The organism is Adlercreutzia wanghongyangiae (assembly GCF_035989245.1).
GTDB lineage: Bacteria > Actinomycetota > Coriobacteriia > Coriobacteriales > Eggerthellaceae > Adlercreutzia > Adlercreutzia wanghongyangiae.
In genome coordinates this window covers 33,487-54,699 of sequence record NZ_JAYMFF010000001.1, presented here as the reverse complement: position 1 = coordinate 54,699, position 21,213 = coordinate 33,487, and the positions used below count along the sequence as shown (strand labels likewise).

The window sequence follows — 21,213 nt, the reverse complement described above, 5'->3', positions numbered from 1 at the left end:
CGCCGTATCGCCCGTCTTCGGTGTTTCGCCGCCTCTTTACGGAAATTGTGCAACCTGTCAAAATCACGCCTAACGAACGAGGCGTGGCGGCAGGAGAGGGATTATGGGCGAGAACACGGATAGCAACGCGGCGAAGGACGTCAAGGGGGCGAACGATCGGGCGCTGAACGAGGTGCCGCCTGTCAGTCCCGGGAAGAACCACGTGGTGCGCGGCATTGTGTTCGCGGCGCTCGGCGGCATCTGCTGGGGCTTCTCGGGCAACTGCGCCCAAATGCTCACGGCCGAGCTGGGCGTGCCGGTGCTGTGGATCACCGCGGTGCGCCTCACGGTGGCGGCCCTCATCTTCCTGACGATCTGCCTGGTGCGCGAGCCACGCAATCTTCTTGCCGCCCTGCGTGACGGGCGCAGTCTCGCCTACATCGCAGGCTTCGCCATTTTGGGCGTGCTGCTCACCCAGGTCAGCTATCTCTCGGCCATCGCCTACACCAACGCCGGCACGGGCACCGTGCTCGAGCGCACGGGACTCGTGCTCATCATGGGCTACGTGTGCCTGCGCACCCGTCGTCTGCCGCGTCCGCGTGAGGCCGCGGGGCTCGTGCTCGCCATCGGCGGCACGGTGCTTATCGCCACCCAGGGTGATCTGTCGCGGCTGGCCATCGCGCCGGCGGGACTCGGCTGGGGGCTCGTGTCGGCCGTGGCGCTGGCCTTCTACACGTTGATGCCGGGCAAGCCCCTGGCGAAATGGGGCAGCTTCATCGTGACGGGCCTGGCCATGGCCATGGGCGGCACCGTGTCCATGGTCGGCGTGCAGCCGTGGACCATGGGTGTGACGGTGACGCCTGCGGTGGTGGGGGTCATGGCGCTCATGGTGCTGGTGGGCACGTTTGCGGCCTACCTGTTCTACCTGCAGGGCATCGCCGATGCGGGTCCCGTGCGCGCCGGTCTCGTCGGCTGCGTGGAGCCGGTGTCGGCCACCATCATCTCGGCTCTCTGGCTCGGTACCACCGTCACACCGATGGACGTGCTCGGCTGCGCCATGATCGTGGTGATGGTGTTCCTCGTCACCGATCGGGGCGGGGAAGGAGATGCCGATCAGGCTGCGGAAGGCGGCAAAGGCGCTGCGCCCAGCCACTACGACGGCGCGCGTGGCAACGTGCCCGTGTTCCAGGGCCGGGCCAGCGAGCTTGGCTACTACGCGGCCCGAGTGGCTACGCGCGATGACATGCCCCGCCTGCAGGCGCTTCTGGCCGACGGGCGGCATACCATGGCGAAGCTAGGCGTGAAGGAGGGCACGAAGCGGTTCCCCTCGTCGCGCCGCCTTTTGCGTGCGGTGGATGCCGGCAGCGTGTACGTGGTGGTGAGCAATCCCTCGTGGATTGGCGTGGACGCGGGGGCGACGGCCGCGGATGCGCCCGAAGCGGACGAGACGGCGGCGCCGCAAACTGCGGCTGACGGAGCCGTACCGGCGCAGGGCTCGGATACCCCCGCCCTCGAACCTTCAGCCGAAAGCCGCATCATCGGCATGTTCGATGTGGATGTGGAAGGCGACGAAGCCTACGAGGAAGGCCGCGGCCTCACCTGGATCACCGAGGGTGACGGCAACTACGGCGCGCTGCACTGGGTGAACGTGGATCCGTCGGCGCGTCGGTGCGGCGTGGGTGCCTACATTTTGGGAACCGCCCAGCGCATCGCTCGCGATGCCGGCTGCCACAACCTGTGCTGCGACGTGTACGAGGCCAACGGCCCCATGCGCGACCTGCTCGCCCGCGAGGGATGGACCGTCGCCGGCACCATCGCCCTACGCGATTGGCACGGCCACGAGACCCACCGTCTCATCTACGAGAAGCTCTACTGGTAGGGCGTACCCCGTCAAGGCGCTTGCTCCGAGAGCGCGATCGCGCTGATCCTGTTCGGACTGCCCATGTTAAAGGGGGGCTAGCGAGCCGTTCTTTAGAAGAAGATCATGAACATGCCCAAGGCCAGACCGACCATGACGGCGAAGGCGGGCAGCTTGCTGCGGTAGATGAGGTAGCTCTCAGGCATGATCTCTCCGAACACCACGTACAGCATGGCGCCCGAGGCGAAGCCGAGCGACAGGGTGAGGCCCAAAGGTCCGATATCGCCGAGCCAGAAGCCGAGCCACGCGCCGAGTAGCGTTGGCAGGCCGCAGGCCGCCGTGATGAGCGTGGCACGCGCGCGCCCGGTGCCGCCGGAGATGAGCGGCACGGCCACGGCCATGCCCTCGGGAATGTTATGCAGGCCGATGAGCACGGCCATGATCATGCCGGTACCCCACATGAGGTTGTCGGACACGGCGAAGCTCGCGCCGATGGTCATGCCCTCGGGAATGTTGTGCAGGGCGATGGCGCAGGCCATGACGACGCCAGCCACGAACAGCGACAGCTTGGAATCGTTGTGACGCTTGTGCATGTTCAGGTGGTCGGCGTGCACCAGCTCGTCGATGTCGTCGTGGGTGTCGGGGTGCGCCGCGTCGGCGGTGTGCGACACCTCCTTCCGCGTCTTGCGGTCGATAAGGTGGTTCAGCAGGTACACCACGGCAACGCCCAGGGCCACGGCGAGGATGACCAGCAGCACGCCGTGCTCGTACACTTGGTTGGCGGCTTCTTCGGCCTCAGCGAGCAGGTCGAAGCACACCATGGCGGTCATGACGCCGCCGGCGAACGCCAGAAGCAGGCTGATGGTGCGGTTACTCTCGCTCTTGAACAGCGCGCCGATAAGGCCACCGAGTCCCGTGCCGCCGGCACCGGAGATGAGCGTGACCAACGTAATGAACGCGAACGGCGATAGAGCTTCCATAATCTGCAGGTTTCCTTACACCCCAGGGTTTCACACAGCGCCGCCTATTGTGCGCCAACCCCGGTGCGCAAAATGGCGCTGGCCGTGCAAACGTTAGTCGAAGGTAACATTTCCCACGGCAACGGCGCACCCACGAATGGTCCGCCGGCGAGGGGCTGAAGTCGCCAAGGGACACAATCGACGATAAGAAGCCCATTCCGAGGGTGCTCGATAAGGGAAGGTGGTTGGCCATGAACGAGAGGAAATCGGAGCGGAGAGGTCTTCTGCGGTGGATCGAACGCGAGAATACCAATGAGTTCTGGAGTGCGAGAAACCCATGGATTGTCATCGCGGCTGCTGCGACCGTGATCATTGTACTCTGCATGATCGCGATGTATTTCTGGGGTCTGCCTCGCGCGGTGGGAAATGCGACGGTAAATGTGGTCTTCTACGGCTATATGGCTGCGCTCTTTGCCTGTGAGGTGAAGGCTGGGCGCCGTGTTGCAGCTCTCGGCGTTGCGGTTATCGCGGTGCTCAACCTCCTCCTCTGGCGGGTGTGAGCCCTCAGAGGTTGTCGGTGTCCAGGCAGAGGGTGAAGGGGCCGCGGTTTACCAGCTCCACGTCCATCATGGCGCCGAAGATACCCGTGCCCACCTGCGGCACATCGCGCCGCGCGAGGGAGACGAAGTACTCGTAGAGCCGCTTTGCCTCGGCAGGCGCGGCAGCATCGGTGAACGAGGGGCGGTTACCCTTCTTGCAGTTGGCGAACAGGGTGAACTGGCTGACCACCAGCACCTCGCCCTCCACGTCGGCCAGGCTCAGGTTGGTTTTGCCGTTCTCGTCGTCGAACACGCGCATCTTGCGAATCTTCTCCCACAGCCGCTCCGCCTGCGCCTCGCCATCGCCGTGTCCCACGCCCAAAAGAATCAGGTACCCGCGCCCGATCTGCCCCACAACAGCATCATCGACGCTCACACTGGCTCTACTTACACATTGAACAACGGCTCGCATAATGCCTTCCTTTCTGGCTTAGCAATAATCTCGAAGGGAAATCTGTCATGTAGGCTGACTGCACGCCAAATACTAGGTAAGCTTCTCGATTAAGCGGTTAAGCTTTTTGTCGAAGGTGAGCACGGGCGTGCCCTCTATGACGGAGCGGGCCGCTAGGATGCAATCGGCGAAATCGAGGGAATTGTCTCGGTAAAGCTCAAGCGCGTAGCGCATGGCTTGCTCGTGCTCGCAGGCGATGTCGTCGAGAAGCGCTGTCACGGTGTTGGACACATCGACTCTGTCGAAACCGTAAACCGATCCACCCAGCACGTAAACGCATTCGGCCAAAAACTCAGGCGAGGTGCAAGCGCCTTCTTCCACATGCTGCCGCACGGTCTCGAATTGTTCTTCGACATCGGCAAGCAGGTAGCGAAGCAGGCAATTCGTATCAAGGAAGATCGACATACTTCGCCTCCAGCGCTTCCCGATAGGCCGCTTTCTCCGTCTCGCGCGATGCCGTCGGGCGCTTTCCCGCAAGCGCGCCGGCGGCCTTGAGCTTCCGGGGCGCGGGCTTTGGAACGGGGACAATCATGGCGCAAGGCCGGTTCCTTACGGTCACGACGAACTCGGCCCCCGTCTCGTCGACGCGCCGAATGACAGAAGAGAGATGTGCTTTCGCCTCTGCTAAAGCAATGCTTGCTGACATGGAAGTTCCTTTCCGAGCAAATTCCTGTCCACATTTTAAACCATACATGACTATCTGACTAGTTAGATAGTCATGTAAGAAACGGCCGTTGCCGAACGGTGAATACACCGGGCCAACACGTTTCAGGTCATCGAGGCAAGGAGCCTCTCATCGGGAAAGTTTTGACGATTGTGGGTATTCGGCGAGTAATTCCGTTGACATATACGCGCGTGCGGGTGAAAATGCAAAAGTTCGCTTTCAAAAGCCCCGTAAACGCATTGGCTTGAGGAAACGCATCCGCCGCGGGTTGTCCAGGCCCAAGGCACCGCGTGCTGGCGTAGGAAACCGGCGTCCGAGGGTCGTGCACTTTTGAAAACAAACACCTCTGGAAGACGGTTCCGCGCTTCCAGGCAGCGCGGCTGCACGCTGCGCGGCTCGGGAGAAGCGGAGGCTTCACCCGTCGGACAGAACCTGCAAGTTAATGGAGGAAACAGTGAAGACGTATCATGCAAAGCCCGGTGAGGTTGAGCGCGAGTGGGTCATCATCGACGCCGAGGACCAGGTTCTCGGCCGTGTGGCGACCCGTGCCGCTCAGATTCTGAAGGGCAAGCACAAGCCGCAGTACACGCCCCACGTGGACACGGGCGACTTTGTCATCATCATCAATGCTGACAAGATCAAGGTCACCGGTACCAAGGCTGCCACCAAGACCTACTACCGTCACAGCGGGTTCCCGGGTGGGCTCAAGCAGGAGACGTTCACCGAGGCCATGGCCAAGCACCCCGAGCGCGTGATCGAGCATGCCGTGAAGGGCATGTTGCCGAAGAACACGCTGGGCCGCGCGATGGGCAAGAAGCTGAAGGTGTACGTTGGCTCTGAGCATCCCCATGCGGCTCAGAAGCCCCGCAAGATTGAGTTGGAGGGTTAATCATGGCAGATGAGGCTTTGTACTACGGCACCGGCCGCCGCAAGAACGCGGTGGCGCGCGTCCGTCTCGTTCCCGGCACCGGCAAGGTGACCATCAACGGCCGCGACGGCCAGGAGTACTTCGGTCGTGAGGCGCTGTTCAACTACGCGATGACTCCCTTCAAGGTGACCGACACTGCCGGCCACTTCGACGTGAAGGCCCGCATCGACGGCGGTGGCGTGTCCGGCCAGGCCGGCGCCCTGCGTCACGGCATCTCCCGCGCGCTGCTGGAGGCTGGCGACTACCGCGCCGAGCTGAAGAAGGCCGGCTTCCTGACCCGCGACGCCCGTATGGTGGAGCGCAAGAAGTACGGTCTGAAGAAGGCCCGCAAGCGCCCGCAGTTCTCCAAGCGCTAAGCCGCAGCGAGATGCAGCCTGCAGAAAGCCCGCTCTTTGGAGCGGGCTTTTTTTTTTGTGGGTTGAGGGCGAGAAGTGGTGACGCATCGGCTCCTTCAGGAGGCTGAACAGCCAAAAGGAGCGTTGCAGCAACTTTGGTGGTCACAAAAGGCGGGATGTATAAGGGGTTTCAACCTCAAGGCGGGGGAATTGGCCAGAAACCGGGGATTTATATGGCTCTGACCGCTTGTTTGTGGCGATTACCCTGGTGTCGGATGTCCCGACCAGGCGAAACGTCGGCCAGCATATGGCAGCTTCGTTCGCAATCGCCCTAGAGTGCCCTCCGATTCTTATACATCGTAGTTTTTCTGACCAGAAATAACCAGACATGGTGAAAAGTTCGTAGACATCTCTGTATTTGTGGCCGCCGGCTTACATATCGTCGCGTTTGCGACCATCGCAGGGTGCTATTCCTCACCTATGGAATCATTGTTGTTGATTTGTTACAGGCGCGCACCTCTTTCGTCGTGCGCCCCTGGGGAATGTCTGCAACTGGTACACTGTGCCGCGCATTGTTTCCGAGTAGATGTTTCCCCTGGTAAAAGGTAAGGAACATCATCATAGATAGGAATGAGGCATGGCGCAGCAAGCGCAAGAGGCGCGTACCGACTGCTATGCGGCGGTGGACATCGGAGCTTCATCGGGGCGCGTAGTGGTGGGCTACGTGGAGGATGGTCTTATCCGTTTGGAAGAGGTGCATCGGTTCGACAACCGCCAGGTGCGTCGCAACGGCCACGACTGCTGGGATGTGGAACTGCTCTCTAGCGAGCTCGTGCGCGGGCTCGCCCGCTGTAAGGAGGAGGGTTTCGCGCCCAAATCGGTGGGCATCGACACCTGGGGCGTCGACTTCGTGCTGCTGGATGCCGGCGACAACCTGGTGGGCGACGCGGTAGCCTATCGCGATGCGCGCACCAACGGCATGTACGAGGTGGCCGACGCCATCATGGCGCCCGAGGAGCATTACCGCCGCTGCGGTCTGCAAAGGCAGCCTTTCAACACCATCTATCAGTTCCTGGCCCTGCAGCGCGAGCACCCCGAGCAGCTGGAGGCAGCCGATGCGTTCCTGATGATTCCCGACTACCTGAACTTCCTGCTCACAGGCGTGAAGGCTGTGGAATACACCAACGCGTCCACTACGGGGCTGTTGAACGCGGAAACCGGCGCCTGGGACGAGACGGTGATGGAGGCCTTCGGCATCCCGCGGCGGCTGTTCCCGAACGTGACCCACGCCGGCGCGTGCCTGGGTCCCGTGCGGCCCGAGGTGGCCCAGGCCATCGGGTACGACACCCGCGTGGTGTTGCCGGCCACCCACGACACCGGCAGTGCATATCTGGCCGTGCCCGCGTGCGAGCCGCCGGCGGTGTTCCTGTCGTCGGGCACATGGAGCCTGCTGGGCGTCGAGAACCGCAGCCCCATCTGCTCGGAAGGCGCCTTCCGAGCGAACTTCACCAACGAGGGCGGCTACCATTTCCGCTATCGGTTCCTGAAGAACATCATGGGCCTGTGGATGATCCAGTCCATCCGCCGCGAGCTGAACGGCATCACCTACGTGGTGGACGAGAAGGCCATCCGCAAGGGGCGTCTGCACCAGTACATGCGCGTGGAGGGCCTGGGGCACGAGATCGGTTTCCCCGACCTCATCAAAGCCGCCGACGAGGCCGAGGCCGCCGGGGTGGTGGCCTCTATCGTGAACGTGAACGACGACCGCTTTCTGGCGCCCGATTCCATGATCGAGGAGATCTGCGCGGCGTGCGAGGAATCGGGTCAGCCGGTGCCCGGGACGCTGGGCGAGCTGATGCTCTGCGTGTACGAGAGCTTGGTGCGCTGCTACCGCGATGCCGTGGCGGAGCTGGCGGCTCTGGCCGGTCACGAGTACGCTTCCATCAACATCGTCGGGGGCGGCTGTCGCGATGGCCATCTGAACCGCCGTACCGCCGAACTGTGCGGGCTGCCGGTGTACGCCGGCCCCGTGGAGGGCACGGCGCTGGGCAATCTTGCGGTGCAGATGCTCGCCGACGGCGTGTTCCCGCATTTGAAGGCCGTGCGCGCCGCCATTGCGGAATCCTTCGACGTGCAGAAGGTGGAGCCGTGATGCGATTCCCTGCATCCGACATGCTCGCGCGTGGCGGCTTGCGCTTGATCGGTGACAGAAAGTGATGTTGAAATGCAGAAAAGTCGAGATATATAGACAAAGGAGGACGCGAAAGAATGCGGAAAAGCCTATATAAGTCGAGAAATATGCAGGAACGTTCAGCGAATGTCTATATATCTCGACTTTTCTGCACGAACGAGTAGTTTCTTGGCACAGCAACCGAATTAATGGAGCCAACCCGACAGAACGAACCAAGCAACGGAAGCAACAGAAAGGAAGCCTGATGACTACTATGTACGATTTGGCCCGCGAGGAGTACGCCGCCCTCGGTATCGACACCGAGGCGGTGATGGCCAAGCTGGTGGAGAAGCCCATCTCGGTGCACTGCTGGCAGGGCGACGACGTGCTCGGCTTCGACCAGGAGGGCGGCCTTTCCGGCGGCATCCAGACCACGGGCAACTACCCGGGCCGCGCCCGCACCTTCGAGGAACTGACCGCAGACTTCGAGGCTGCCATGGCGCTGGTGCCCGGCGCCAAGCGCATCAACCTGCACGCCTCTTACGCCGTGTTCACTGACGAGAATCCCTGGGTCGACCGCGACGCGCTGGAGTTCAAGCACTTCGCGCCCTGGGTGGCGTGGGCCCGCGAACACGGCTTCGGCATCGACTTCAACCCCACCATCTTCGGCCATCCCATGATGAACAACGAGCTTTCGCTGTCCTCGCCCGATAAGGCCACGCGCGACTTCTGGATCCGCCACTGCAAGGCGTGCCGCAAGATCTCCCAGCAGATCGCCGAGGCGCTTGACGACGAGACGCTTTGCAACATTTGGATTCCCGACGGCCTGAAGGACGTGCCCGGCGACCGCTATGGCCTGCGCGAGCGTCTGCGCGACTCGCTCGACGAGATTTACGCTGAGAAGTACGATCGCGTGATCGACTCTTGCGAGTCGAAGGTGTTCGGCATCGGCCTGGAGTCGATGACTGTGGGCTCCAACGAGTTCTACCTGGCCTACGCCGCCACGCACCCCGGCGTGTACGACCTGCTGGACATGGGGCACTTCCATCCCACCGAGAACGTGGCCGACAAGCTGAGCGCGCTGTTGCTGTTCTTCGACAAGGTGCCGCTGCACGTGACGCGCGCCCTGCGCTGGGACTCCGACCACGTGGTGCTCTTCGACGACGCGGTGAAGGAGATGGCCATGGAGGTGGCCCACTGCCCCGGCGCTTGGGAGAAGGTTATCATCGGGCTCGATTTCTTCGACGCCTCCATCAACCGCGTGGGCGCCTGGGCCATCGGCACGCGCGCCATGGAGAAGTCGCTGCTGTACGCGCTGCTGCAGCCGGCCGCCCAGTTGAAGGAGATGCAGGATACCTACCGCTTCACCGAGAAGATGGCGCTGTCGGAGCAGGCGAAGAGCATGCCGTTCGGCGCTGTGTGGGACGAGTACTGCCGCCGCGCGGGCTGCCCGCTCGACGGCGAGGTGTACCCGATGGTGGCCGCCTACGAGGCGAAGGTGCTGCCCCAGCGCGTGTAATCTGTTCGCCCGGCGCGAGGTGCGGGGCGCATCCCCGTGCTCAAGCAATGGCTCGCTCGGCGGAACAGTCCACCGGACTGTTCCGTTCGTTGCGCAACCTGCGCGCGGGGACACGCCCCGCCCCTCGCGCCTGCGCAACCTGCGCGCGGGGACACACCCCGCCCCTCGCGCCTGCTCAACCATGGTTGGGCGGAAGAGCGCCTGGAAGCGTTTGGAGTGACGGGCGGCCTGAAGGCCGCCCCTACGAAAGAGTTCGGCGGGGTGCCACCTGGTCGCTTTTGATCTACCGGGAGCTGCCTCTTCGGTAGGGGCGGCCTTCAGGCCGCCCGATGGGAAGTCGCCAATGATAAGTAAGGAGTGAACATGGCATTTATCGATCAGGCACAGGATTTGTTCGCGAAGGGGGCCAGTGCGGCCCGCGGGGCGGTGTCGGGCGTGGCGGTGGAGCAGCTCGGCTTCGTGCGCGGTTTCGTGCGCCTGTGCGACGACGGCTGGGGCCAGGGCTGGCACGAGCGCAACGGCGGCAACCTCACTTACCGCATGCGCGACGAAGACGTGGCGGCCGCCCGTCCCTTCTTCAACCCCGAGCCCGGTCCGTGGACGCCCATGGGGGTGCAGGCGGCTGACCTGGGCGGGGCTTTCTTCCTGACCACCGGCTCGGGCCGCTACATGCGTAACGTGGCGGGCGACCCGGCCCACAACATCGGCATCGTGGAGATCAACCCCGAAGGCGACGCCTGGCGCATCGTGTGGGGCCTCACCGATGGCGGCAAGCCCACCTCCGAGTTCCCGAGCCACTTCATGTGCCACGCCGTGCGCATGCGCGCCACCGACGGCGCATCGCGGGTGCTCTATCACGCGCATCCCAACAACGTCATCGCCATGACCTTCGTGTTGCCGCTGGAATCGCGCGTCTTCACCCGGGCGCTGTGGAAGGCCATGACCGAGTGCGTGGTGGTGTTCCCGGCCGGCGTGGGCGTGGTGCCCTGGATGGTGCCGGGCGGCGCCGACATCGCGCGTGAGACGGCGGCCATGATGGAGACCTTCGACGCCGTCATCTGGGCGCAGCACGGCCTGTTCGCGGCCGGCCCCGATTTCGACACCACCTTCGGGCTCATGCACACCGTGGAGAAGGCCGCCGACATCTACGTGCGCGCCCGCGCCATCAACGGCGGCTCCGACGAGTTTTTGAACACTATCACCGACGAGGGTCTGCGCGCCATCGGCCGCGAGTTCGGCATCAAGGTGAACGAGGCCATGCTCGGCTTCCCCGTGGCTTTGGAAAACGATTAGGGACGGTTTGCGGGCGGGCTGAAGACCGCCCCTACGGGAACGAGTCTCGATGGGAACCACCTGCTGGATTGATGGGCGGGCTTCAGACCGCCCGCGCAAGGTAGCAACCAAGAAAGGTAACCAAGGGTTATGGCACTGTCACAAGAGAAAAAGGGAACCATTGCGGTCTCCCTCACCAACTTCCTTGACTCGGGCTGCATTGTGGCCTCGTCGGTGGCGCTGGCCGCATGGGCCATCGCCTTCAACTTCAGCAATGTGTGGGTGTCCATCTTGGGCGCTGTGGGCGCGAACGCCTTCGGCGCGGCGGTGGGCGCGCTCATCGGCGGCTTTCTGGCCGACCGCTTCGGGCGCAAGTTCATCTACACCTACAACCTGCTCGTGTACGCTACCGGCGTGTTCCTTATCATGTGCGCGGTGAACCTGCCTATGCTGTGCGTGGGCATCGTCATCTCGGGCCTGTCGGTGGGCGCCGGCGTGCCGTCGTCGTGGAGCTACATCTCGGAGATGTCGTCCTCCACGAGCCGCGCCTCGAACATCGGCATCAGCCAGTTCGCCTGGTCCTGCGGGCCGGCGGTCATCTTCCTCATCGCGCTGCTGTTCTCGTTCGTGTTCCCCACCTTCGGGGCGGACGGCGCGCTTCTGCCCGCGGGCACCTACGGGCCCTTCGACGGCCTGTTCGGCATGAGGCTGCTGTTCCTCATCCTGTTCGTGGTGGCGCTGGTGGCGTGGAACTTGCAGCGCAAGCTGGAGGAGTCGAAGGACTGGACGGAAAAGCAGCAGGCCGGCGCGCCGCGCGACACGTTCGTCCAGATGATGCGCCGTGCGCTTACGAACTCCGTGAACGTGAAGTCCATCGTGTTCCTGGTGGCGGTGTACCTGACCTGGAACATCGTGGCCGGCACCATGGGCCAGTTCATGCCCTACATGTACGCGGCGGCCGGGCATTTGGACGACACCACCATCTCGCTTCTGCAGGCGGTCATGTGGGTGCTCACGGCGGTGGGCTCGCTCGCCATCTTCTCGAAGTTCGGCGACAAGATTCCGCACCGCATTCTTTTCGCGGCCACGGCCGTGATGGCGCTCGCGGCCTGGGTGGTCATGGTGTTCTTCGGCATGCAGCTTAAGGCCGGCACGGCCGATAGCTGGGGTTGGCTTCTGTGGGTGTTCGTGGCGCTGTGGGGCATCTCGGCCGGCTTCTCGGCCCAGTGCTTCTACGCGCTGTGGTCTACGGAGCTGTTCCCCACGCTGTACCGCGGCGGCGTGCAAGGCATCATGTTCTTCCTGGTACGCGGCGTGCTCGGCATCTGGTCGCTTGTGGCAGTGGCGGGCCTCGGCGTGGAAACGCCCGCGGGCTTCGTGACAGCTGGCATCATCATGTGCGGCTTCCTTTTGGTGTCGCTCGTGGTGGGCGTGGTGTGGTGCCCCAACACCCAGGGCCGCACCTTAGACGAGATCACCGAGGAGCGCTACGGCAAGCATATCGACTAGCGCTGCTGCGCGATTGGCGGTTCTTTCTTCATCGATGGCCCCTGCTTCGGCGGGGGCCGTTTCCGTTTCTCTGCCTGCCGTTCCTCTTTTTCGCGTGCCGGAAACCTTCCCGACACAATGCGCCTTTAATTTGGTAAACGCCCGATCATCGGCGGAGAAGCGGGTGCGTCGTGGTATCTTATTCCGATCATCGGCCCGAGTGAGGAGCGAAGCCGTTATGTCGAAAGTGACCGATATCTACGGATCTATGGTGTTCAACGAGCACACGATGCAGGAGCGCCTGCCATCTGCCACCTACAAGCAGCTCATGCGCACCATCAAGGGCGGCGAGCCGCTCGACATCGACGTGGCCAACGTGGTGGCGCACGCCATGAAGGAGTGGGCCATCGAGAAGGGCGCCACGCACTTCACGCACTGGTTCCAGCCGCTGACGGGCATCACCTCCGAGAAGCACGACAGCTTCATCGACCCCACGCCCGACGGCCGCGCCATCATGACCTTCTCGGGCAAGGAGCTCATCCAGGGCGAGCCCGACGCCTCCAGCTTCCCCTCCGGCGGCCTGCGCGCCACCTTCGAGGCCCGCGGCTACACGGCGTGGGACCCCACCTCCTACGCCTTCATCAAGGACGAGGTGCTGTGCATTCCCACCGCCTTCTGCAGCTACACCGGCGAGGCGCTGGACAAGAAGACCCCGCTTCTGCGGTCCATGAAGGCCATCGAGCGCCAGGCAAAGCGCGTGCTGGCCCTGTTCGGCGAGACCGGCGAGCGCGTGACCACCACGCTCGGCGCCGAGCAGGAGTACTTCCTCATCTCCGAGAAGGACTACGAGCAGCGCCTCGACCTCATGCTCACCGGTCGCACGCTCTTCGGCTATTCCCCCTGCAAGGGCCAGGAATTGGAAGAGCACTACTTCGGTGCCATCCGCCCGTCGGTGAACGAGTTCATGAAGGAGCTCGACGACGAGCTGTGGGCGCTCGGCGTGTCGGCCCGCACGAAGCACAACGAGGTGGCCCCGGCCCAGCACGAGCTGGCGCCCATCTTCGCGGAAACGAACCGCGGCGTGGACGAGAACCTGCTCACCATGGAGAAGATGAAGCTTCTGGCCAGCCACTACGGCCTGGTGTGCCTGCAGCACGAGAAGCCCTTCGAGTTCATCAACGGCTCGGGCAAGCACAACAACTGGTCCATTTCCGCCGACGGCAAGAACCTGTTCGACCCGGGCGAGAACCCCATGCAGAACCTGCGCTTTCTGGTGTTCCTCACCTGCGTGATCGAGGCGGTGGACGAGTACCAGGAGCTTTTGCGCATGTCGGCCGCCAGCGCCGGCAACGACCATCGCCTGGGCGCCAACGAGGCCCCGCCGGCCATCGTGTCCATGTTCCTGGGCGATGAGCTGGGCGCCATCGTGGAAGCGCTCGTGGATGAGCACGACTACGCCTCGGCCGAGCGCGTGTCCATGGACCTCGGCGTGGACGTGCTGCCCAACTTCATCAAGGACAACACCGACCGCAATCGCACGAGCCCCTTCGCCTTCACCGGCAACAAGTTCGAGTTCCGCATGCCGGGTTCCGCCCAGAACCTGTCGGACGTGAACATGGTGCTGAACACGGCCATGGCGAAATCGCTCAAGGGTTTCGCCGACGCCATGGAGGGGAAGGCCGGCGACGAGTTCGAGGCGGCGGCCATCGACTACGTCAAGCGCGCTCTGCGCGATCACGAGCGCATCATCTTCAACGGCGACGGCTACGCTCACGAGTGGGAGGAAGAGGCCGCCCGCCGCGGATTGGCGAACCACCGCACCACGGCCGATGCGCTGCCCTGCCTGGTGGACCAGAAGTCCATCGAGCTGTTCGCCGAGTTCGGCGTGCTCACCGAGACCGAGGTGCGCAGCCGCTACGAGGTGAAGCTGGAGAAGTATAACAAGATCATGAACATCGAGTGTCGGGTGATGAAGCGCCTGGTGCGCCGCGACTACCTGCCGGCCATCAACCGCTACGCGGCCAAGCTGGCCCACGGCATCACGGCTATCAAGGAGGTGCTGCCCGACGGCGACACCTCGTTCATGGAGGAGAAGCTGCGCCGGCTCGTGGCCGGGGCCGCCGAGATCAACATCCAGCTGGAGAAGCTGAACGAGCTGCATCATGCCTCCCGCGAGGTGGCCGACCAGCAGGAGCGCGCGAACATGAACGCCCACGAGATCGTGCCGGTGATGGATGCGCTGCGCCAAGCGGTGGACGAGATGGAGATCATCGTCGAGCGCGAGGCGTGGCCCGTGCCCACCTACAACGAGATTCTGTTCTATGCGTAGTTAGGAGGGGAAGCCCCCCCCTAACTACGCCTGACGCTGCGGCTCCGACAGGCACCTGCCTCTGCACCTCAAAGCTTGCCTTCGCGTAACGAAGTACGCTCAGCCGCTTTTCGGCACAGATGCAGGTACCTGTCGGACCCTCGCTGATTTCCTTGGGCGCATCCCTGGGATAAAAAAGAAATTAATATATAGAATGGGCCCGCAATTGCGGGTCCCTTCGTTCTCGTGAGGTCGGAGGAGTGTCTTTGCTCCATCTTCGGGTTATTTCGTAGGGGCGGCCTTCAGGCCGCCCGCGGCTGGATGACGCTTGTGTTGCGGGCGGGCTAAAGCCCGCCCCTACGGTCAGTACGGGCGCTGTCGGACGGGCTGAGGGCCGCCCCTGCGGTTAACTCGGGCCGTCATACGTACGGGGTATGATTTCCGATACCTTGATCGAAGCCCGCAATGCGGGCCCTTCGGGTGCTTGGCGACTCTTTGGGGCGCCTGTGCCGGCTTACACGCCTTGGCGGAGACTGGCAGCTACGGCGTGGAGGACGTCGTTGCGCTGGGTGTTGGCTACCAGGCTGGCCAGCGGGGCGGCGGCCAGGGGCATGTTCTGGTCGCACAGCAGCACAAGCGCCTTGCCCACCACTTCCATCACGTCGTCCAGCGGGGCCAGGGGCACACCGGCGGTGCGCAGGCAGGCCGTGGGATCCCATTCGTTGCCCGGTACCTGGTTGCCCATCTCGCCGATGAGGTCGTTGCGCTCGCGCAGGGCCGCCTCGCCCATGGGGCTGGCCTCGGGCACGCGCAGGTAGCAGGCCAAAGCCTCGGTCAGTCGTCCGGTCTGCCAGTAGGCGAAGGCCAGGCGATAGAACACGTAGGAGATGTCGTTACCCGTTACGGCCACGCGCAGGGCGTCCTTCGCCACGTCGATGATGCGGTCGTAGTGCTCGCCCTCGGCGTAGCAGGTGATCAGGTCGTTGAAGGCCGGGGCGCTGGTGGGGGCCAGGCTGATGCACACGCGGGCCTGGGCCTCGGCGGCGTCCAGATCGCCCATGTCGCGGTAGATGCGCGCCAGCGACGAGCGCGCCGCCTGCCCGATGTCGGATACGCGCTGATAGCGCACGGTCGGATCGCTTTCCACCACGCTGGTCAGGTAGCGAGCGAACACGTTCTCGCAGTACAGCGGCTTTACCGTCACGCCCTTCTCGCGCAGGGCGCGCACGGCTTCGTTCTCCTCGTCCGTCTTGGTGGTTTCCGCCACAATGTCCTCAAGCTGGGCCACGGCCAGCAGCAGCGAGTCGTCCTTTTCCTCCATGATGGCGCGGTAGCGGGCGCCCAAATCGGCGTCCTGCTCGCTCATCACGTCCAGATCGCGCACGGTGTCGGCGTGCAGCAGGGCGCGCAAGTCGTCGGGCAGAGGGCGGTCGTCCTCGGCCACGGGGGTGCGCACCACCTGCAGGTTCGTCGGCAGCGGGTCCACCGACTGCAGGGTGCCGTCGGCGCCCAGGTTGATGGCGTGGCTCTGCAGGTGCAGCAGGTCGAACAGCGTGCCGGGGTCGCATTCGGTGTCGGGGGCGCTGAAGCGGCCGTCGCGGATAGCGGCCATGGTGCCCATGGTGAAGGGGATGCGGCCGAACTCCAGCGACAACACGGTATCGCCGGCGATGGAGCCTTCCTTCCCGTTCACGATGACGCGGGTGACCCCCACCGAGGTGCCGAAGGACGCCGCGGCGATGAGGGCCCCCAGACGCAAGGCGTAGGCGGCCGCCGCAGCCGGACGGTTGGCGGCGATGTCGATCCACTGGTTCGTGGCGGCATCGTAGCGCGACTTGGGGAACACGTCGGGGCCGGGCAGCGACACGTCGGCGACGATGGTGCCGGTGCTGGCATCGCACACGAAGCGATATTCCAGGCGGAAAGGCAGCACCATGGCCTCGCAGGCCGTGGCCAGGCGCGTGGAGAGATCCCAGTTGCCGCCGCGGGCGCCTGTGGTGCCGTACTGGGTGTTCAGCTTGTTGTCACGATCGGCCGCAGTTAAGTAGTCGTTGGCGTCGTTGGCGATGGAGCGCAGCACCTGCCAGTCGGCCTGGCTGCACTGGGCCTCGGTGCAGGTGCTGGCGGCCACGGCGCCGTTGCCGTCTTCCAGTACCTTCGAGATGAGGGCCAGCCGGTCGAGCACCGACTCGATGCGCAGGATGGTGGCGCGGTTGCCGGCGTTAATGGTACTGTCGTCGAACACGGCCCAGAACAGGTCGGTGGTGTTCAGGCGGCGCAGTTCTACCGGATGCTCCACGGCGATGGCGCGCAGGCTGGGCGCCTCGGCGTCGGACAGCAGGCGCGCGGCATAAGCCTCGAAGCCCGAGGCGGGATGCACGGCGTCGGCCATGGACACGCGGAACAGCAGGCCGTCCACGGCGTCGGGCAGCGGAGCCGAGGTGAACTCGGCCAGCACGTCGCGGGTGGTGCGGTCACTGGTATCGCCGGCGGTCGCGGGGCTGGCGGCCGCGTCGCCCTCGGCGCCGCTGCCGTTGTTCTTCTTACGGAAAAAGTCAAACACGCTGGGCTCCTTCCCATGGGGAAGTCGTAAAAGTCAAGTCGTATCATTGTCCCACATTGCCCGCGCTTTTACAGGTGCGGAAGGGGAGAAATTGCCAGACCGCCACAGGTTGCTGGGAATATGCGGCCCCTGTTGACTCAAAAAGGGGATTGTCAACAGATAATCTATGTAAAAAGGTCATGAATACAGGCAAGCTGTCCGCCCCTATTGGCTGGAGAGCTTGTAGCCCAGGCCCCACACGGTTTGCAGGTAGGCGTCGGTGCCGGAGGGCTTCAGTTTGCGGCGCAAGTTAGACACGTGCACGCTGACGGTGGAGTCTTCGACGGAATAGGGCTCGCCCCAGGCCAACTCGAACAGCTCCTGCTTGGTGAACACCTTCGAGGGCCGTGCCATCAGCAGTTCCAGGATGTTGAACTCGGTGCGGGTGAGTGGAATTTCGCTGCCGGCCACGGCGAATGTGCGCCCGTCGGGATCGAGTTCCCACGTGCGGAAGCGCAGCGGCTGATGCGTCGCCGCGGGCAGGGTGCCGTCGCCGGTCGACCGGGGGTTGCGGGCGGTATTGCGGTCGCGCAGGGCGCGGTGGCGCAGCTGCACTTCGATGCGCGCCGACAGTTCGTTCAGGTCGAAGGGCTTCGTCAGGTAGTCGTCGGCACCCAGCTTCAGCAGCATGGTCTTGTCAGCCGGGGTGATGCGCGCCGAGATGACGATGATGGGCAGCTCGGCATTGGCGCGGCGGATGGCGGCCACGATGTCCTCGCCGGTGGTTCCCGGCAGCATGAGGTCGCAGATGACCAGGTCGGGGCTGCGAAGTTGCAGCTGCAGCAGGCCCTCGGTACCGGAAAACGCTTGGCGGCAGCGACGCCCCTGCCGTTCCAAATGGGCGCAGACCACCTCGTTGATGGAGGGGTCGTCTTCGATGATGAGTATGTCCAGCGGCTCTGCCACAGGCTCAGGATAATACGCCCGCGCGCGAGCGCCTTCCATCTTCAAACTTTCTTAACTCTTCGCCAGAAGTTCCTTAAATTTCGCCGTGCACACTGGGAGGCGCTTGAAATGCGGTATATCTGATGCGAGAGGAGCAACGTATGAATCGAGCGGGCGAGAGGAGCGCATCGTGTATGCGATAGAAACGCGCGGACTGACCAAGGTGTACGGCGGCCGTCGCGTGGTGGACGACTTCGCCATGACGGTGCAGCCGGGCGACATCTACGGGTTCGTGGGGAAAAACGGCGCCGGTAAGTCTACGGTTATGAAGATGATCTGCGGCGATGTGGCACCCACGACCGGCGAGGTGGTACTGTTCGGGCGCGAGGCCGCCGGCGCTGCGCCGACGGGTGGTGCGGCGTTCCGCGCCGATGGGGAAGGGACGCGCCGCATTGGCGTGCTCATCGAGCAACCGGGGCTTCTGCCGGGGCTTTCGGCCTATCGCAACCTCATGGTGAAGGCGCTGGCCTGGGGCATTGTGGACGCGCCGGCCCGCTGCGAGGAGGCGCTGCGCCTGGTGGGGCTTACTGGCGTGGGCTCGCGCAAGGTGCGTGGGTTCTCGCTCGGCATGAAGCAACGGCTGGGGTTGGCCTTGGCGCTTTTGGGCAATCCCGATGTGCTGCTGCTGGACGAGCCCTTCAATGGGCTCGACCCCGAGGCCACGCGCGCCATGCGCAACCTTATTATGCGTTTGAATCAGAGCTTGGGCATCACCGTGGTGGTCAGCTCCCACGTGCTGGACCAGCTGGACCGCATGGCCACGCGCTACGGTGTGATTGCCGAGGGGCGACTGGTGCGCCAGATGAGCGTCGCCGACGTGGCGGCTGAATGCGGCAGCAGCCTGCGCGTGCGCACGACCGACACTGCTTGCGCTTTGGCCCTTCTGCAAGAGGCGTTCCCCCTGTTGGCGTTTCGGGCTGAGCCCGATGGCTCGCTGGCGATTTCAGGCGACTACGATGCCGCGGCGGTGGCCCAGGTGTTGCGTGATGGCGGCCAAGTGGTGCTGGAGTTTACCCAGGACCATCGCGACATCGAGGACTACTTCGTCGAGCTGATGGAAGGGGGCGCATCCCATGTTTAACCTGCTGAAATCCGATATGTACCGGCTCGTGCACGGCAAGATGCTCTGGGTGGCCACGGCGGTGCTGGCAGGGTGCATCGTGCTGTGCGCGGCGATGATGCACTGGGTGTCCGACCCGCAGTTCCTCTGCGATGCGGCGAAAATGAGCGCCACGGTGACGGTGACCGAGGCCGATGAGCTGGATGTCGCGGCCGACGAGGCCGCTCGCGAGATGGCCGAGGCCACGGCGGAAGAACGCGAGCGTGCCATGGGTGCTGCGAGCGGGGCGGGCGAAGAGGGCGGTGTGGCCGATGGCGCCGCTGACGGCGACGGCGGCAGCGCCGGCTTCGAGGCGCTGCTGGAATTCGAGGACCCGTCGAGTTTGTCCGCCGCCGACTTCGAGGAGACCTCGCGCGAGATGCGCACCATTGACGCCCCTACGTTTATGTTCGGCGACATGCTCGTAAGCGGGGGATTTCTCGGCGCGCTCGTGGCCGTGGTGGTGGCGCTGCTGATCGCGAGCGACTTCTCCACGAAGTTCGTGCGGAACCTGCCCATGGACCGGCGCGGGCGCGTGGCTTACTACGGAGGTCGCCTGGTGCTCGTGGCCGTGGTGGCCCTGTACTTCCTCGCGGTGGGATGCGTGCTCAGCCTGGTGGCGTTCCTGGCGGCCGGGTTCACGTTCGCCGCGCTTGACGGGGCGGCCGAGCTGCTGGTGTTCCTCGGTTTAAGCTGGCTGTGCCTTGTCGCCTACGGCTGCATGACGGCGGTGCTCGTGTGGCTCACGCGCAGCGCTGGGGCGGGCGTCGCCTTCGCGCTTGTGGTGGCCACGGGCATTGCAGGTACCATGGCAGGAAGCTTGCTGCAGAATTTCGGCATGGCCGTGCCGGCGTTGGCGGCCGTGCAGCCCTGGCTGCTGTCCACGTGCATGAACCACGACCTGGCGTTGCCGGCGGCTTCCCTTCTGCTTCCTGCGGAGGGGGCGGCATGGGCCATTCCCGTGGGTGCCCAGGTTGCCATAGTCGGTGCGTTTTGGGTGGCGGCGTGCACGGCGCTGGCGCTTGCGGTGCTGCGCCGGCGGGATGTGTAGTCAGCTGGAAAACATGCTGCGGGAAAGACGGGGAAGGACGAGGTTATGACGTTGGCGGTGTGCTTCGGGGGCTTGGCACTGTGTGCGTTTGCCGTGCTGCTGCTCTACGGCCGCGAGCTCAGGCGCATGGCGGCGTGGCTGCGCATGCGCGATGAACGGTCGAACGGCCGCCTGACTACCGAGATGCCCGGACCGGGTTTCGCCGCCATGGCCCGGGCCGTGAACGAGGCGCTGGATGCGGCGGATGTCGAGCGTCAGCAGGCGGCGGCCGAGCACCGGCAATTTCAACGTGACCTGGCGAGCCTGTCCCACGACATCCGCACGCCGCTCATGGGGGCGTCGGGCTACGTGGCGCTGGCCACCGACGAGCCCGACGCCGTGCGGCGCGCCCATTACCTGGAAGCCGCCCGCACGCGCCTGGCTGATATGGAGGGGCTGCTGAACGCCCTGTTCGCCTACGCCCGGGCCAACGACCCCGATGCCGAACTTGACTTGCGGCCCGTGGTGGTGCTGCCGGCGCTTGCCGGGGTGCTGGCGGGACAGTTCCCGGCTTTCGAGGAGCGCGGTTGGGAGCCGGCGGTGCGTTTCGCCGACGAGGCCTTCACGGTGGAGGCCGATGCGGAGGCCCTCGTGCGCATGTTCGAGAACCTGGTGAGCAACGCCCTGCGCTACGGCACCTCCGCGCCGGCGATCGTGCAGGAGGGTCGGACGGTCGTTTTCTCCAACACCGTTACCGACCCCGAAGCCCTGGATGCGAGTCGCCTGTTCCAGCGCTTCTACCGCGCTGACGTCGCCCGCGCCCGGGGCGGCGCGGGTTTGGGGCTCGCCGTAGTGTCCAGCCTCGCCACCGCCCAGGGCATCGAAGTTGCCGCCTCCCTGGAGGGCGATGTGCTGGCCATTACCTTGGAGTTCCCCGCCGCGCTGTGATCGTGGTTTGCTGCTTTCGGCAAAGTTCTTGCTTGGAACCAGAAGACTGCTTGCCGGGC

General features: G+C 64.4%; 18 protein-coding genes. 12 read left to right on the top strand and 6 right to left on the bottom strand.

All coding sequences use genetic code 11. The features are described 5' to 3' along the window. The first annotated feature begins 103 nt into the window (after positions 1-103). On the top strand, positions 104-1,858 hold the full coding sequence (locus VIN30_RS00215) for a GNAT family N-acetyltransferase (RefSeq protein ID WP_338208303.1): 1,755 nt from the start codon (positions 104-106) through the stop codon (positions 1,856-1,858). 92 nt (positions 1,859-1,950) lie between these two features. Here VIN30_RS00215 and VIN30_RS00210 read toward each other — a convergent pair whose 3' ends face one another. Continuing rightward, the gene (locus VIN30_RS00210; RefSeq protein WP_338208301.1) at positions 1,951-2,817 is read right to left on the bottom strand and encodes a ZIP family metal transporter; all 867 of its coding nucleotides are present in this window, start codon (positions 2,815-2,817) and stop codon (positions 1,951-1,953) included. A 230-nt stretch (positions 2,818-3,047) separates the two neighbouring features. On the opposite strand from VIN30_RS00210, the gene VIN30_RS00205 reads away from it, so the two are divergent. Then, entirely contained in the window at positions 3,048-3,356 is a 309-nt protein-coding gene (locus tag VIN30_RS00205; RefSeq protein ID WP_338208299.1) for a hypothetical protein, read from the top strand. A 4-nt stretch (positions 3,357-3,360) separates the two neighbouring features. Here VIN30_RS00205 and dtd read toward each other — a convergent pair whose 3' ends face one another. The 3 genes from dtd to VIN30_RS00190 form a co-directional block, all read right to left on the bottom strand. Beyond that, a complete protein-coding gene (gene dtd / locus VIN30_RS00200; RefSeq protein ID WP_338208297.1) occupies positions 3,361-3,807 on the bottom strand; it encodes a D-aminoacyl-tRNA deacylase in 447 nt (148 codons plus the stop codon). 72 nt (positions 3,808-3,879) lie between these two features. Then, positions 3,880-4,251 carry a PIN domain-containing protein gene (locus tag VIN30_RS00195; protein WP_338208295.1) on the bottom strand — a complete coding sequence of 124 codons (372 nt, stop codon included), beginning with the start codon at positions 4,249-4,251 and terminating at the stop codon, positions 3,880-3,882. Continuing rightward, positions 4,235-4,492 carry a type II toxin-antitoxin system Phd/YefM family antitoxin gene (locus VIN30_RS00190; RefSeq protein ID WP_326426279.1) on the bottom strand — a complete coding sequence of 86 codons (258 nt, stop codon included), beginning with the start codon at positions 4,490-4,492 and terminating at the stop codon, positions 4,235-4,237. Before VIN30_RS00190 ends, VIN30_RS00195 begins: the two co-directional genes overlap by 17 nt. Before the next feature lie 472 nt (positions 4,493-4,964). Between VIN30_RS00190 and rplM the strand changes: the two genes are divergently transcribed. The 7 genes from rplM (at position 4,965) to VIN30_RS00155 (ending at position 14,551) form a co-directional block, all read left to right on the top strand. Further along, positions 4,965-5,399: a 50S ribosomal protein L13 gene (rplM, locus tag VIN30_RS00185; RefSeq protein ID WP_394355802.1), complete on the top strand. Its 435-nt coding sequence runs from the start codon at positions 4,965-4,967 to the stop codon at positions 5,397-5,399. Between the two features lie 2 nt (positions 5,400-5,401). Further along, positions 5,402-5,794, top strand: a complete 393-nt coding sequence (gene rpsI / locus VIN30_RS00180) for a 30S ribosomal protein S9 (protein WP_326426283.1) — start codon at positions 5,402-5,404, stop codon at positions 5,792-5,794. Between the two features lie 616 nt (positions 5,795-6,410). Continuing rightward, entirely contained in the window at positions 6,411-7,925 is a 1,515-nt protein-coding gene (locus tag VIN30_RS00175; RefSeq protein ID WP_326426297.1) for a rhamnulokinase, read from the top strand. A gap of 283 nt (positions 7,926-8,208) precedes the next feature. Beyond that, positions 8,209-9,462 (top strand): L-rhamnose isomerase, encoded by a 1,254-nt coding sequence (locus VIN30_RS00170; RefSeq protein ID WP_326426298.1) that lies wholly within the window; start codon positions 8,209-8,211, stop codon positions 9,460-9,462. Between the two features lie 363 nt (positions 9,463-9,825). Beyond that, positions 9,826-10,755, top strand: coding sequence for a rhamnulose-1-phosphate aldolase (rhaD, locus tag VIN30_RS00165; protein ID WP_326426300.1), 930 nt, complete (start codon positions 9,826-9,828; stop codon positions 10,753-10,755). Between the two features lie 129 nt (positions 10,756-10,884). Beyond that, a complete protein-coding gene (locus VIN30_RS00160; protein ID WP_338208290.1) occupies positions 10,885-12,243 on the top strand; it encodes an MFS transporter in 1,359 nt (452 codons plus the stop codon). A gap of 217 nt (positions 12,244-12,460) precedes the next feature. After that, entirely contained in the window at positions 12,461-14,551 is a 2,091-nt protein-coding gene (locus tag VIN30_RS00155; protein ID WP_338208288.1) for a glutamine synthetase III family protein, read from the top strand. 493 nt (positions 14,552-15,044) lie between these two features. Here the strand turns inward: VIN30_RS00155 and VIN30_RS00150 are convergent, their stop codons facing one another. Next, positions 15,045-17,093, bottom strand: coding sequence for a tetratricopeptide repeat protein (locus VIN30_RS00150; RefSeq protein WP_338208286.1), 2,049 nt, complete (start codon positions 17,091-17,093; stop codon positions 15,045-15,047). Positions 17,094-17,297: 204 nt separating this feature from the next. Then, complete coding sequence (locus VIN30_RS00145; protein ID WP_338208284.1) at positions 17,298-18,077, bottom strand: response regulator transcription factor; 780 nt, start codon at positions 18,075-18,077, stop codon at positions 17,298-17,300. A gap of 130 nt (positions 18,078-18,207) precedes the next feature. Between VIN30_RS00145 and VIN30_RS00140 the strand changes: the two genes are divergently transcribed. From VIN30_RS00140 to VIN30_RS00130, 3 genes are read left to right on the top strand one after another with little or no spacing between them, the layout of a single operon-like run. Continuing rightward, the gene (locus tag VIN30_RS00140) at positions 18,208-19,158 is read left to right on the top strand and encodes an ATP-binding cassette domain-containing protein (protein ID WP_338208282.1); all 951 of its coding nucleotides are present in this window, start codon (positions 18,208-18,210) and stop codon (positions 19,156-19,158) included. After that, complete coding sequence (locus tag VIN30_RS00135) at positions 19,151-20,227, top strand: hypothetical protein (RefSeq protein WP_338208280.1); 1,077 nt, start codon at positions 19,151-19,153, stop codon at positions 20,225-20,227. Before VIN30_RS00140 ends, VIN30_RS00135 begins: the two co-directional genes overlap by 8 nt. Before the next feature lie 45 nt (positions 20,228-20,272). After that, positions 20,273-21,154 carry a sensor histidine kinase gene (locus VIN30_RS00130; protein WP_326426314.1) on the top strand — a complete coding sequence of 294 codons (882 nt, stop codon included), beginning with the start codon at positions 20,273-20,275 and terminating at the stop codon, positions 21,152-21,154. Positions 21,155-21,213 lie beyond the last annotated feature (59 nt).